The organism is Candidatus Hydrogenedentota bacterium (assembly GCA_018005585.1).
Classification (GTDB): domain Bacteria; phylum Hydrogenedentota; class Hydrogenedentia; order Hydrogenedentales; family JAGMZX01; genus JAGMZX01.
Map to the genome: position 1 here is coordinate 1 of JAGMZX010000055.1, position 13,671 is coordinate 13,671.

General features: G+C 65.8%; 11 protein-coding genes. 6 read left to right on the plus strand and 5 right to left on the minus strand.

What is annotated here, in order from left to right; translation table 11 throughout:
• The 4 genes from KA184_11075 to KA184_11090 form a co-directional block, all read right to left on the minus strand.
• A partial coding sequence (locus tag KA184_11075; GenBank protein MBP8130109.1) for a Gfo/Idh/MocA family oxidoreductase occupies positions 1–670 on the minus strand: 670 nt, incomplete at its 3' end.
• 93 nt (positions 671–763) lie between these two features.
• The gene (locus tag KA184_11080; GenBank protein ID MBP8130110.1) at positions 764–2,608 is read right to left on the minus strand and encodes a hypothetical protein; all 1,845 of its coding nucleotides are present in this window, start codon (positions 2,606–2,608) and stop codon (positions 764–766) included.
• A gap of 133 nt (positions 2,609–2,741) precedes the next feature.
• Complete coding sequence (locus KA184_11085) at positions 2,742–6,116, minus strand: UvrD-helicase domain-containing protein (protein MBP8130111.1); 3,375 nt, start codon at positions 6,114–6,116, stop codon at positions 2,742–2,744.
• Positions 6,113–9,235, minus strand: coding sequence for an exodeoxyribonuclease V subunit gamma (locus KA184_11090; GenBank protein ID MBP8130112.1), 3,123 nt, complete (start codon positions 9,233–9,235; stop codon positions 6,113–6,115). The genes KA184_11085 and KA184_11090 overlap by 4 nt, the downstream gene beginning before the upstream one ends.
• A gap of 346 nt (positions 9,236–9,581) precedes the next feature.
• On the opposite strand from KA184_11090, the gene KA184_11095 reads away from it, so the two are divergent.
• From KA184_11095 to hypB, 6 genes are read left to right on the plus strand one after another with little or no spacing between them, the layout of a single operon-like run.
• A complete protein-coding gene (locus KA184_11095; protein MBP8130113.1) occupies positions 9,582–10,178 on the plus strand; it encodes a hypothetical protein in 597 nt (198 codons plus the stop codon).
• A 33-nt stretch (positions 10,179–10,211) separates the two neighbouring features.
• Positions 10,212–10,676, plus strand: a complete 465-nt coding sequence (locus tag KA184_11100) for a cyclic nucleotide-binding domain-containing protein (protein ID MBP8130114.1) — start codon at positions 10,212–10,214, stop codon at positions 10,674–10,676.
• Between the two features lie 20 nt (positions 10,677–10,696).
• Positions 10,697–11,527 carry an FAD/NAD(P)-binding protein gene (locus tag KA184_11105; GenBank protein MBP8130115.1) on the plus strand — a complete coding sequence of 277 codons (831 nt, stop codon included), beginning with the start codon at positions 10,697–10,699 and terminating at the stop codon, positions 11,525–11,527.
• Between the two features lie 30 nt (positions 11,528–11,557).
• Positions 11,558–12,142, plus strand: a complete 585-nt coding sequence (locus KA184_11110) for a hydrogenase maturation protease (GenBank protein MBP8130116.1) — start codon at positions 11,558–11,560, stop codon at positions 12,140–12,142.
• Between the two features lie 6 nt (positions 12,143–12,148).
• The gene (locus KA184_11115; protein MBP8130117.1) at positions 12,149–12,526 is read left to right on the plus strand and encodes a hydrogenase maturation nickel metallochaperone HypA; all 378 of its coding nucleotides are present in this window, start codon (positions 12,149–12,151) and stop codon (positions 12,524–12,526) included.
• Positions 12,517–13,176, plus strand: a complete 660-nt coding sequence (gene hypB, locus KA184_11120; GenBank protein MBP8130118.1) for a hydrogenase nickel incorporation protein HypB — start codon at positions 12,517–12,519, stop codon at positions 13,174–13,176. Before KA184_11115 ends, hypB begins: the two co-directional genes overlap by 10 nt.
• 58 nt (positions 13,177–13,234) lie before the next feature.
• Here the strand turns inward: hypB and KA184_11125 are convergent.
• Positions 13,235–13,671, minus strand: a 437-nt coding sequence (locus tag KA184_11125) for a hypothetical protein (GenBank protein MBP8130119.1), incomplete at its 5' end; no start/stop codon positions are given.

The window sequence follows — 13,671 nt, forward strand, 5'->3', positions numbered from 1 at the left end:
AGGTCATGGTCAGCGAGGTATTGATGTCCACCTTCGCGTCGAAATTGTCCGAGCGCGCGTAGACTTCCTTCACCTTCATGCCCGTCACCCACATGACGATATCGACGAGGTGGCTCCCGGAATCGTTAAGTTGGCCGCCGCCGGAGAGCGCGGGGTCCTGCCGCCAGGTGCCGCGCGTCAGGCGCAGCCATTCCTGAGCCTGGACCGCCTGGACGAACTGCACCTCGCCCAAACGCCCTTTCCTGATTTGTTCGCGCATGTAGCGGAACGTGGGCTCGAAATGCCGCTGATACGAGATCATGAGCGTGCGATTGACCCGTTTCGCGAGCGCGATCAGCGCCCTCGCGTGCCGGATGGTGCAGACCATCGGCTTCTCGCTCAGGACGTGCAGCCCCTTCTTGAGCGCCGCGGCAGTCTGCTCATAGTGCACCGTGTGCGGACTGAGAATCACCACGCCGTCCAGCGCCTCGTTCCGCAGCATGTCGCGGTAATCGCGGTAGACGGGCAACGGCTCCGAGCCGGGGCAATGCTTGCGGAATTGTTGCAGCGACGCGTCGCTGGGCTCCGTGAGCGCCGTTACCACGGCCTTCTTAGTGGCGGCAAGACGCTGAAAGTGGCCGATGGCGATTCCGCCTGCGCCGACAAAACCGATGCGTAGCTTCCCGGGCATAGTCATACTCCTTCCGCGCTGAGTTCGGGGTGTGGAAAGCCACTCTAACCGTTGCCGAAGCGATTTGCAATCGGCAGCTGTTCCTGGTCTGTGCTATTCCTCGGCAGCCGCCTGACGGAACGCCTTTTCGTAGCGGGCGGCGGCGCCGGGCGCGTTGTGCATCACGACCACCGCGCAGTCGTGAAGCGGGCCCAGGCCGATTTCCGCGCGGCCCTCGATTACGTTCAGCGGCAGTGCCTCGATGCCGCCGGGACCGATGCGCAGCGCGGCGCCGGGCCGCAGCCACGGCGGCAACGGCACACCGAGTTGCACATCCGTCTTGTCCGCGAAAGGATATGCTTCCGGATGGATCTCATAATCGAGGTTCGCGACGCACAGAATGAGCGCATCCCAGTTCAACAGCGGCGCGACGTCCACTTTCTCCGGGGCCTGCGTTTCGAGCGCAACCGGCTCGGACGCGAGGAAATCGTCGCGCAGAACCGTCATGACGCGGCCCCAGCCGCGCATGGCCTCGATGGCGTCCGGAAACTTTTCCGCGAGTGCACGGTCGTGATTGAACCAGAGAATACCCTTCGCGCCACGGCCGAGATTGAGCACAAGCTGCACCGCCAGTTCTTCGGGCGTGGGCACGGGCCGTTTCGGGCGCTCGCTCCAATCGGCAATGGCTTGGGACCATATCCATATGGGCTTCGGTTCCGCGGCGCGCTTCAGGTCCCGCGTGTACCAAGCCGTTTCTTCAAGCCGCGTGCCGTAGAATTTGGGCCATTTGCTGCTGGACGGCGCGGTAACCGAGTAGTGGTCCTGGCAAGCGATATCCGGTATCGGCGCGTATTCGAAGAATTGCGTGTTGCGGCAAAGCGTGATGAACGTGGGTTTGGTCGAGTCGTAATGGCGCACCGTACGGTCGGTGAATTCCATGATGTTCGGCGCGATGGACCAGTCGGGCTCGTCCTGCAGCATCCAACAGACCACGCTCGGGTGCCCCGCGAACGCGCGAAGCGTGTCGACATTCACCGGGATACCCGTGTGCACCATCGCGCGAAACCCGTATTTCGGCACGGCGTCGGCAAAGAAGGGCGCGTCCGTGCCGCCGCCCGCGACCATGGTGTCGATATGCAGGCGATGCAGCGCGTCAAAGGTCTCCGGCCCGTTGGACCATGTGCCGATGGGAAACACGTCCGGAAACGCGCGGCGGTGCGCGTAGACGGCCCGCGCCTCGTTTCCGGCCTTGACACCGAGGCGCGCCACGGTCATTTGCAGAGACTCGAAGCTTCCATCGATACGCAGGCGCGCAATCGCGTAACCGGGCCCGTCGAGCTGCTGCGTGGTCCACTCCACGGACGCCGTCTTCTCGCCAATCACTTCCAGGCTCTCGAACCGGATGCTCTCCGTGCCCGTGTAACGGACATGGACCTCAATCCCATTCATTTCTGGCAACACGCGAATGCACGAGAGTTGCACCGGGTCTTCGCGGAGCGCGCATTCGTATGAGGTGACGGGCAGCCACGCATCGCCGACGCAACTGAATTCGAACGGCCTGCCCGGCGCGAACTCGCGCGAGACGGCGTTTATTTCCAGTATGCCGAGTTGGCCCGGCTCGACGGTCTCGCGCCACGCGCGGTCCCACGCCACGAAATGGTTCAGCCGCCAGTAGGACTCGTCCTTCCCGTTCGCGCGCCAGTATCGCAGGCGCACCGGCTCCTCGCTGACATTCGTGTAATAGATATAGACAAGTCCGCCGCGATTCGGGTGCTCGCTCTCAAGTTCCTGTACCCGCTCCGTTTCCCAGCGCGCGGGCCGGTAGTGCACGTACTCGACGCGCAGCTTGTCCGGACTGCTCTTTTGCGCGCGAACCCCGCCCTGCGCCGTTTGCGCGAACAGCGGCGGAACCAACAGGCAGGCCAGCACCGCTGAAGCAAACAAGCTCCTTGGCATCATTGTGGCATCTCCCTCATGAGGTTTCTTAATGTCTCGGCGCAGCGTTTCATTCGAGTCCCTTGCGCCGCGCGCGCCGGGCTCTTGAACGGCCAAAGGAACCTGGCGGGCGGCCGCCCCGCACGGCGCGTGCCGATCAGGCATCGCCCGTGAATTCCGCCAAGTCATGGAACGACGGCGCCGCGCGGCGAAGCCGTTCTATCGCTTCCGCGGCGCGGCATTCCGCCTGTTCCATCCGGTCGGGCGTGGTCGCCATTTCGCGGACTTCGCCGCTGTCGACGTAGCAGAGAACACCCCGTTCCGGCGTCAGGCCGCACAACCGGCGCGCCGCGAGTGCGTAAAGCAGCAACTGCCACTCGTATCGCGCCTGCAACGTCTCGTGGACGGCCCCCGTCTTGTAATCAACAATTGTCCCGTCGCCCAGCAGCACGTCGACCTTGCCCGTGACCAGCGCGTCGCCTACGCGCAGCGAAAACGGCGTCTCGCGCTGGATACCGGCGTCGCGCCGCAACTGTTCCGTGAGCGGCAGCGCCAGGAACCGTTCGGCCACGGAGCGCAGGTCCACAACCGCGGCCCGCCGCAGAGTCCTGGGTATCCCAGCCTCCGCCAGGAGCGGCTCGATGTCCGGTTCGGACGCAAAATCCCAGAATTCGAACATGCGGTGGACCAGCGAGCCGCGCACGAGCGCACTGAGGCGCGCCGGTGAGGCCGCGCCGGCGCCGCGCAGGGTTTCGCGCTGCGCGGTGTCCGGGTTTGGCGTATCCAGCATGGCGTCCAGCAGCACGGAGACGGAAAACACGCGTCGCGCGGAAGCCAAATGCTCGAGCGGCGCCGTCATCCGTTCCACCGCTTCGAGCGGCGGCAGCGGGATTTCCTTGCCCTTCGCGGTTTTCGTGCGGCGCCGCGCCACGGACCGGCACACGCGCGCGGACCACCCCTCGCCCGTGACCGTGGCGCCGTCAGGCCGCTCTGTAATCCCGAAATGTGCGTCGATCGACTCCAGCCAGCTGCCCTTCTTCGGCATGGGTGCGCCACTGAGCACGAGGTAGTCCCGCGCCCGCGTCATGGCCACGTAGAGCACCCGTGCATGTTCCGCCGTCTCCTCCTCGGCACAGCGGCGCCGGATGGCTTCGCCCATCGAGGACGCAACGCGTTCGCCGCTGCCGTTGGTGACCTTCACGGCGAGCCCGAGGCTGCGGTGCAGCGGGACCGTGGTCCGGTTCGAGCCGCGCGGCACCAGCGAGATATCCGGCACGAACACGACCGGGAATTCCAGGCCTTTGGCCTTGTGAACTGTCATGATCGTGACCGCGCCCGCGCCCTCGGGCTGCATCGGCGCTTCGCCCTCGCGCACGGCCTGCCCGCGCACTTCGTTTAAATACGTAATGAACGAGCGGACTGTCGCGGGGCGTGTCCGCGTAAAGCTGTCGGCCAAATCGACCAGCTTGCGCACGTTGGACGCCTTCTGCAATCCGAGGTACTGGCCGAGCAGGATCGCCTCGTAGCCGGTTCTATCGAGTACATGCCGCAGCAGTTCGGGCAAGGGGCGGAGCAGCATTCCCCGGAACTCTTCGAACAGGGCGCGGGCCCGCCGCCACGCGTCTGGCTGCGTGAGGCCTTCCGGCTCGGCGCTCGACTGAAACGCCGCCGCGAGGCCGCCGGACCGCGCGAGGCGCAGCAGCGATTCATCGTTGAGGCCCGCCATAGGGCTGCGCAGGAACCCGAACAAGGCCGGCTCGTTCCAGGGGTCGACCAGCACTTGCAGCAGGTTGAGCACGTCCAGCACCTCTTGCCTCTCGTAGAAGCCCGCGCCCGCGACCACCATGTACGGGATACCCGCGCGGCGCAACGGCTCTTCATAGAGGAACACGTTGCTCATGGCGCGCAGCAGGATGGCCACGTCGCCGTAGGAAGCGGGGACGTCAACGCCGCCGCGCTCGATTTCGACCCGCGCTTCCCCGTCGCACATTTCCTGGATTCGCGCCGCGATCAGTTCCGCTTCCAAGCTCCGGTAGTCCTCCACACTCGCGTCGTCATGTAGTTCCGGCATCAGGAACTCGAGGCACGGGGCGCGCCGCGCCGGGCGCACGGCGGCCATGGGCGCGTAATCCTGCACGGTATCGAGGAGCCGCGTCGCGTCGAAAAACGCATTGACGGCCTCCAGCAGGTCCGGCACCGTGCGGAAGTTCCGGTCCAGCGGAAGAATCTTGTCGGACACGCCGCGCTGACCGTTGAACACCTCCACCTCCGCGCCGCGAAACAGGTAGATAGACTGCTTGGCGTCGCCGACGATAAAGAGGTCCGGCCCGGCCGGTGCCTCATGCAGCAGCCGCGCGATTTCCATCTGCACATGGTCCGTGTCCTGGAATTCGTCAATGAGCAAATGGCGGATTTCGGAAGCGATCCGGTTCCGGAGCGGCTCATTTTCTTGAAGCATGCGCAGCGCGTGCAGAATCAAGTCGTCGAAATCCAAACCATTGACGGCGGCCTTCGCGGCCTCGTGCGACTGCGCGGCGCGCGCGTAAATGCGGCAAAGGCCGGCCGTGCGGCGCGCGGCCTCCTCTTCGATCGTTTCGTCGCCCGGACCGGGCAGAAACTCCTCCGCGAACGCGGCGACGTCCTTCTGCACCTTTTCAAGTCTTGCATAGACTTCGTCCGAAGGCCAGTTCTTTTTCGCGCCACGTCCGCCGTCGAAGCTGACTATCGCGTTCAGGGCCCGTTCGGTTTCCGCGGCGCACGACGCGGCCGCGATGGCGCGCAGGCCCTCCAGATAGGCGCGGCGGCGCTTCTCGCGGCCGTCCTCAGCGGACGTACAGTTGCCTTCGAAAGACTTCAGTTGCGTGATCAAGCGGCGTACCTGCGGCATGCGCCGCAACGCATCCAGGCGTCGATCGCGTTCGCGGCGCAAGACCTCTTTCCAACGCCGCAGCAGCGCGTTCGGGTCGTCCAGTGCGCAATCGCGGCCCAGCCGTTCAATCACGGAACGTTTCGCCAGCATATCCTCGATCATTCCGGCCAATTCGGGCAGGGACCATTCTTCCACGGCGCCCAGCAGGGCGGGGTCTCCCGCTTCCATGAGTTCTTCCAGCACGGCGTCGACCGTTTCGGAGAGCAGCAGCGCGGCGTCGGCGTCCGCCAGCACCACGAAATCGGGGTCGCGGCCGATCTGCAGCGCGTGCGCGCGCAACAGCGTCGAACAGAACGTGTGGATCGTCGAGATGCGCGCCCCGTCGATACGCCGCTCCCGCTCACGCCACCGGCTCAATCCCTTCGGGTCATCCTGCGGCGCTTTCTTGCGGAACGCCGCGCGCAGGCGCGCCTTCATCTCGGATGCGGCATTCTCCGTGAACGTAATCGCGACGATCTCTTCCAGGGGCACCTCGCGGTCCTCGATCAGGTGGACGATGCGGTCGACCAGCACGCGCGTCTTGCCCGAGCCCGCACCCGCGTCGACGCAGACTCTCCGGCCCTGCGCGCGGATGGCGGCTTCCTGTTGCGGCGTCCAGTTCATGTGTCGGTCCCCTCTCCTTCCGTAGTGGCGAGCGCGCCCGTCTTGCGTTCGATGCGCGCGGCCTCGAAACGGCAGGCGCGGCCTGGGTCACAGTAGGCGCAGCCGCCGGAGGCTGTGGGCGGGAACCGGCCCTCGCGAATGCCTTTCACCGCGTTGGCCACGGCAGCGAGCACGGCCGCGCGCCGCGTTTCGGCCTCGTCCCCCTTCTTCGCGCGCCCGAGCGCCTCGACGCGCGTCTTTTTGCCGGGCTGCGCGAACCATGCGGCCGCGCAGCGGCGTCCTTCAAGCAACAAGCGCTCCGCCGCCTGCGCGTAAATGCCCATTTGAATCGAACGTCCCGCCTGGATGTCCTTTTGCCTGGGCAGCGTGCCCGACTTGTAGTCGATAATCCGGAACTCGTCCCCGTTTTCGTCGACCCGGTCGATGCGTCCCGCGAAGCGCACCGGCCCCGCCGCTGTCTCGAGCGTAAACGGCCGCTCCGAGCCGATATCCTCGCTGCCGGGCCGCGGCGCGCCGCCAAAGGGAATCTCGAGATGGGCCGGGGCCCACTCGGACTCCTCGCGCCCGCGTTCGATCGTGATATAGCGGTCGAGTATCGCCTCCATGCGCCGCTGCTCGACAGCCAGGACGTGCGGCGGCGTGGCGCCTGTGTGCCCGCCGAATACCTGCGCCACGATATGGCGCATCGCGCCGCGCGCCTCCTTTTCAGGCAGGGACGCCACCGCGCGGCCGCGATAATGCGCATGAAACCGGCGCAGGGCCTCATGCAGCAGACTGCCCCGCGTCATGGGGTCGAACTCGGCCGACGGTTCCTCCGCCTCGGCGATACGCAGGATTTCGTCCCGGAAGAAGCGGAATGGGCAATCAAGATACGTCTCTATGCGCGACACGCTGAAGCAGTGGTCCGCGCCGTACGTTCCGGCAAGCTCGCGCAGCAGCGCAGGGTCCGACAGCACCCCGTCGAATTCGCCAAAATCGTCCTCGCCCTGACGGCGTTCTTCGATGGCTGCGCCGCGCTCTTCGAATACGAAGCGGGCCGCTAACGTCTCGCGCCACGCGCGGGCGCGGGCGAACGCGCAATTCGCAAGGTCGCGCCGCGACGATGCCGCCTCGGGATGCGGCACGAACGTGTCGGATCGGGGCGCGGGCGCGAGGACCTCCGCCTTGTCCGGAAACAGGTCAAGCAATTCGACGAGGAACGGGCTTTGCCCCGCCTCCCTGCCGCCGCGTTCCTGCACGTGCCGGCTCAGCGTCAGGTGCTTCCGCGCCGCCGCGAGCACGTGGTGAAACAGCAACCGCTCGCGGCGGCTGTGCGCGCCGCGCCCTTCAAGCGGGATACCGGCCTTCCGCAGCTCGTCCAGGTCGGCTTCAGAATAGACGGCGTTCACCGGCGCGGGCATGGGCACAAGCCCTTCGTTCAAGCCCGCGAAGAAGACATAATCGAAACGCAGGTTGCGCACCGCCGGCGCTTCGCACACCGTAACCGCCGCCGCGGGCGCGGGAAGCGCATACTCCGTCTCGCGCAGTCCGGCGCGCAACTCTTCAACGAAAACCGGCAGCGTGATTTCTGCCTTCGCGCCGGTGTCGGCAAGCCGCGCCAGCAGCCCGGACAGCGCGTCGAACGCGCGCAGTTCCCGTTCCGCCGTCTCCGCATCGGGCAGGTTCTCGAGCGCGGCCGGGACGCCCAACGCGCCCATGGCTTCCTCGAACGCCGCCGCCAGCGCCTCGCGCGCGGCGCGTTGCGGCAGGTCACGCCGCACGCGGTCCAGCAGGCGCACGCGATTCCACAACACGCGCGCGGGTTCTTCCTGCGCCGCAGGCTCTCCGGCGAATGCCCGCTCCCATTCCTCGAATCCGCCAATGATCCCGGCGTCGCGCGCAAGTTTCGGGAACACGCCCGCCACCGCCGCATCGCAGCCAGACAGCGGCGAAGTAACCACTTCGAGCACGGCCCCGCGCTCGAAGCCGTCCCAGGCTTCAAAAAGCTGCAGTACAAACGCGCCGACGGCACTTTCCGCAAGGCTGGGTTGCTCGAGCACGCGCACCGGCACGCCGCATTCCGCGAAGACCGCGCGCACGCACGCCGCCACGTCGCCCAGCCGCCGGTAAATAACCGCCACCTCCGCCGGAGGAACGCCGACCAGAGCAAGGAGCCGCTTCACACGCCGCGCGACCATCTCGATTTCCTGCGTCGGGTCCGCGCAAAGCACGACCGAAAGGTCGCAGTCAAGCCGTTTTAATTCTTCCGCGCGCGGGGGATCGCGCCAGAAGATCTTGCGCGCGGCATAGGCGCGGCGGCCGCGAACCGGAGGCGGTTCGAAATGACGCGGCGTCGCGTTAAAACGCTGCGCGAGCGTCTGGGCCGTGTCCGCCGACAGGGCGTACAGGTCCTGGCGGTCCGGCGCCGGATCGTAATTCACGCCGATGACGAGACGGTCCACGTGTTGCGCCGCTGCTTCGATTAGCCGCATCTGGGAGGGCGTGAAATCGTCAAATCCGTCCAGCGCCAGCACAGCGATGTTCCGCAGGACACGGGGGCCACCGCGGCGGCACACCAGTTCCGCTTCCCAGAAAAGGCCCGGCACGTCGTAGAGCTTGCCCGCTTTCAGCGCTTCTTGATACGCCTTGTATATGACCGAAACCATACGGTCCATCACGTTGGACCGTTTTGCGGTATCCAGGCGCGCCGCGAAGGCGTCCGGCTCGACCGCGCTCTGTTTCAATTGCGTGATGACGCGCAGCACGTGCGCCGCGAAGCCCGGATAAGACGCCGCCTTCTCATAACCCCGCAGGTGTCCCAAGGACGCCAGGCTCTCCACGCACCGCGTCACGACAAGCCGCCATTCAAAATCGTCCAGGGTGCGCACCGGCCCCTGAGGTTTCGGGCGTGAAATCTCCCCTTCGATAACCGCGCGCGCGAAGTCGTTCAATTCAAGCACACACGGCCCCCACGCCCCGGCAAGTCCGTGCTCCAGGATCATCTGCTGAGCATACCGGGCAGCCCCCGCGCGCGTCGGCGCAAGCAGGAGCGCGCGTCCCCAGTTTTCCCGCACAATGCTCCCCACCGCGGCGGGTCTGCCCGATTCCCCGCAGCCGCAAAACAGGTCTATCTGCGCCATTCCAGACTCCCCGATGCTGCCACCTGCCCGTCGTAACGGGTGCTCTGCTTCTTCCCCCATTTTGAAGGATGCCGGCGCGGCCGTACAAGTCGCCGGTTTACAGGCGCGAGGCTGGCCAACGCGCAGCGAGTCACCGAGAGTCTATTTCTCTAGAATACAGGAAAGGCAAAGACGCATTGGCCGGAATTTACTTGACTAAGGAAGCTAATTATGGTAAAAAAGAGCGCTGAACACCGTTCCGTAGCCGTGGCGGCGGCGATGGCGGACGGGGAACGGGGGACGGTTGCGCGATTCGTCGACCGGGGTATTTGAAACGCACCATCTGACAGAAAGGGGGACATGCAATATGGGGATTGTGGTACGCAATGACCTGCATTCTGGCATGACGCTCGCTCAGGACGTACGGGACCATCACGGACGCCTGCTTTTGGGAATGGGAGCCGTTCTCGAAGACAAGCATATCCGCATGTTCAAGCTCCTGGGCATTGCTTCGGTCAAGGTACAGGAACAGGAAACAGACCCGGAGAAAGAGGCGTTCTCGGCTCCGGAGATGCCCAATCCCGTCTCCGCGGATGCGCTTGCGCGTGCACGCGCGCTCGCGTTGAACCTGTTCCACCACAATTTGTTCCTCCGGACACACCCGCTCTTCCCCGTGCTGCTCAGTTACTGCATCCATGAGGCGACCGACCACGCAAAACACGGGAGCGCAGCGGAAGAACCGGTGCTGCTCCGGGACAGCGATGCGGCGCGCCGGTATAGGCGCGCTTGGGCAGACGCGCGGGTGGCGCGTCAGGGCCGCGATGCTCGCGCCGAAATTCCGCGTCGCAGGAAGAGGTTTCGCTTACGCACGTGCTTGCGGGTATACTTATCGCTGTTCGGCCGGTTGCATGAGTTGGGCGCGGCGGCGCAAGTCTGGGAAAAGGAAGAAGCCCCGGCGGCGTGAGCCGGAGATACCGAAGGAGGACGAACGGGTCTTATGTCAACCGCAGATGAGGTCAAGAACCTGCTGGCCGACCACGAGTTTTTCAAGGGGCTTCAAGCCTCGTACTTGGAGCGCCTGGCCTCGCACGTAATCCTCGAGAGCTTTCCGGCGGGCGAGTACGTGTTTCGCGCGGGCAGCCAGGCCACGCACTGTTACCTGATCCGGCAGGGCCAGGTCGCGCTCGAGGTGTTCGAGCCGCACCGGGGCGGCGCTATCGTGCTGCACACGATCGACTGCCACGGCGTCCTCGGCTGTTCATGGCTGGTACCCCCGTATCAATGGCGGTTCGATGCGCGCGCCGTGCAATTGACGCGCGTGCTCGCGATAGACGCCGCGGCGTTCCGCGAAGCCATCGAGTCGGACCACGAGTTCGGCTACGACGTGCTGAAACGCTTCCTCGCCGTGTTTACCGGCCGGCTGTCCGCCGTACTGCTCCAACTCAGCGATATGTACGCCTAGTATGTTGAAAGGGCGGAGAAATGAACTCGGGACAGCAAGCACCTGACAACAAAGTGACGTACCGCGTGCGGTCCATCGTACAGGAGACGCAGGACACGGTCACCCTGGAACTGGTGAGGCCGGACGGCAAACCGGTGCCGGAATACGCGCCGGGCCAATACAACCTGCTCGAGGTGCGCGACGTCGGACCCGCCGCCATGGCCGTCTGCGTCGCCCCGGAAGCGCCGGACGTGCTGCTGCACACGGTGCGCGCGGTGGGCCGCGTGACCGAGGCGCTATGCGCCCTGTCCGTGGGCGAGGAGGTGACGGTGTCGGGGCCGCACGGCGCCGGATGGCCGCTCGGGCCCGCGGAGGAAAACGACGTGGTCATCGTTGCAGGCGGCATCGGCCTCGCGCCGATGCGCCCGCTGCTGTACGCGCTGATCCAGCACCGCGAGCGGTACGGGCACACGACCATCCTGTACGGTGCGCGCACGCCGGAAGACATCCTGTACCGCAAGGAATTGGAGCAGTGGCGCGGCCGGTTCGACATGGAGGTGCTGGTCACGGTTGACCGCGCGTCGCGCAACTGGCACGGGCACGTGGGCGTGTTCACGAACTTGATCCCGCGCGCCCCGTTCGACCCCTACTATACCGTCGCGTACATTGCCGGCCCCGAGGTGATGATGACCTACGCGGTGGAATCGTTGCACCGCCGCGGCGTGCGCAAAGACTGGCAGTTCGTGTACATGCAGCGCGACCTCAAGCGCGGCGTGGGCGCCATGGATGCATGCGACCCGGGCAAGACCGGTCTCACCGGGCCGGTCTTCCGTTACGACGAAGTGGAGCCATTCTTGGCCGCGCGCGAATAGCGCGCAAGCGACTACGACAGCAAGAAGCACATGGTCCGACCGTTTCAAGCCTGTTTTCAGGGCGTGACGGCCCGTCAAGGCGCCGTTGTCCCGGACCGTGTCAAGCGCATCCTCGTAATTGGCGTGGGCCACCCACTGTGCGGCGACGGCAGCGTGGGGCTGCGCGTGGCCCAAGCCGTGCGCGCGCGCTGGCCGGAGGCTGTACGTGTTTTTGAGCACGGCGGCGAGGGTGCGACGCTGCTGCACATGTGGGCGCCTGAGGACGGCGTTTTCCTCTTCAGCGCGTCGGAATCCGGCGCGGCGCCCGGGACCCTCTCCCGCTTCGAGGCGGCGGTAGAAGACGTTCCCCGGCATTTTCTGCATTCCTTCGGCCATCCCTTCGGCATCGCCGAAGCCATCGAGGCTGCACGAAGAACGGGACGTCTGCCCGCCCGGCTCATCGTATACGGGCTCGAGGGCGCCTCTTTCGGGGAGGGCGAGCAACTCTCGGAACCGGCCCGGCGCGGGCTGCAGGAATTGACGTCGCGCGCGCTGGCGGAAGTGCGCAGCCTCGCCGAACGCGCGCTCGCCGAGCGCCTTTCCATGAGAATCCAGAACGGCACATTCGCGAAGTAGACGCCCATGCACGAGCTCAGCATAGTCGAAAACGTTCTCCAACGCGTTCTGACCATCGCGGATGAACACGGCGGCCTGCCCGTCTCGTGCGTGAAGCTGAGCATCGGGGCACTCCAGCAGGTTGATCCGGATTTGCTCGCGTTCGCCTTTCAGGCAGCCGTCGCGGGCACGCTCGCCGAACGCGCCGCCCTGGAATGGCGCGTGACCCCCGCTCGTGTTGCGTGCCCGTCGTGCGGGACGTGCTTCCAACCGGATGACCTGTTCTGGGCGTGCCCCGCCTGTGCGGCGGCCGGCGGGCGCGTCCTGGCCGGGGATGAGTTGGTGCTCGATGCGGTCGAACTGGAAGAGGCGGAACAACCGCGGGAGGAACCGTCGTGGAAATAAGGGTCGTTGAAAAGGTATTGAAGGTCAACGACGAACTCGCGCAGGCCGTGCGCGACCGGCTGCGCCCGCTGGACGTGGCAACAGTCAACATGATCAGCGCGCCGGGCTCGGGCAAGACGTCGCTCATCGAGCGAGCCGTGCAAGCGCTTGAAGGCGCGCGGCGCATCAGCGTGATCGAAGGCGACCCGGATACCACGCTTGACGCGGAGCGCATCGCCGCCGCGGGCGCGCCCGTGGTCCAGATCAACACGGCGGGCGGCTGCCATCTCGAGGCCAATCTCGTGTTGCGCGCCCTCGACCAGCTCGAACTCGCGGCGGGCGGCCTGCTCGTGATTGAAAACGTGGGCAATCTGGTCTGCCCCGTGTCTTTTGACCTCGGCGAAGACCGGCGCGTCGCCGTCGTCAGCGTGACGGAGGGGCACGACAAGCCCGCGAAATACCCGAAGCTGTTTCGCTGCGCCGACCTGGTCGTGCTGAACAAGGTCGATCTGCTGCCGCATGTCGACTTCGACGTTGCCCGTTTCCGCGCATACGTCGAGAAACTGCAGCCGGGCGTGGCCATGATGGAGGTATCCTGCCGCACCGGTGAAGGCATTGATGCCTGGGCCGCGTGGCTGCGCGCGCTCGTTCCGCGCGGCGCGCAGCGATAGCCCCTTCAAGCATGAAAAGGGCCAAAAGGGCCAGCAGGACGAAGCGGCGGGGGAACGCTCAGAGAGTGCCGGGGGGATACACTTCTTTCCAGGCTTTGCCGAGGGTAAGGCCGTGAGCGACGAGCGGGTCACGGTCCAGGCCATTGCGCGCCATGCCGTGGCGGACCCACGTTTCCAGGCGTGTTTCCAGTTCGCGGACCGATTCCGGCTCGCGGTCCGCGATATTGTTCAATTCGTCAGGATCCGCGCGCAGGTCATAGAGTTCGCGCTGCGGCGTGCCGTAGAAATCCGGCTCGCGAGAGAGAATGAACTTCCGCGAATCCGTGCGGATACACCACTTCATCTGCCACGTGCATTCCAGGCTCACTACGGCGTCGCGCGCCGCATCCGCGCGCGCGCCGCGCATCCAGGGCACGAGATTCATGCCTTCCATCTCCGCGGGCGCGTCGATGCCGCAGCAGGAAAGCAGTGTCGGCGCGACGTCGGCGTGTTCGG

Excerpts from the sequence above, each read along its gene's own strand:
- KA184_11080 (MBP8130110.1), bottom strand. The coding sequence starts at position 2,608 with ATGATGCCAAGGAGCTTGTTTGCTTCAGCGGTGCTGGCCTGCCTGTTG.
- KA184_11085 (MBP8130111.1), bottom strand. The coding sequence starts at position 6,116 with ATGAACTGGACGCCGCAACAGGAAGCCGCCATCCGCGCGCAGGGCCGG.
- KA184_11090 (MBP8130112.1), bottom strand. The coding sequence starts at position 9,235 with ATGGCGCAGATAGACCTGTTTTGCGGCTGCGGGGAATCGGGCAGACCC.
- KA184_11095 (MBP8130113.1), top strand. The coding sequence starts at position 9,582 with ATGGGGATTGTGGTACGCAATGACCTGCATTCTGGCATGACGCTCGCT.
- KA184_11100 (MBP8130114.1), top strand. The coding sequence starts at position 10,212 with ATGTCAACCGCAGATGAGGTCAAGAACCTGCTGGCCGACCACGAGTTT.
- KA184_11105 (MBP8130115.1), top strand. The coding sequence starts at position 10,697 with ATGAACTCGGGACAGCAAGCACCTGACAACAAAGTGACGTACCGCGTG.
- KA184_11110 (MBP8130116.1), top strand. The coding sequence starts at position 11,558 with ATGGTCCGACCGTTTCAAGCCTGTTTTCAGGGCGTGACGGCCCGTCAA.
- KA184_11115 (MBP8130117.1), top strand. The coding sequence starts at position 12,149 with ATGCACGAGCTCAGCATAGTCGAAAACGTTCTCCAACGCGTTCTGACC.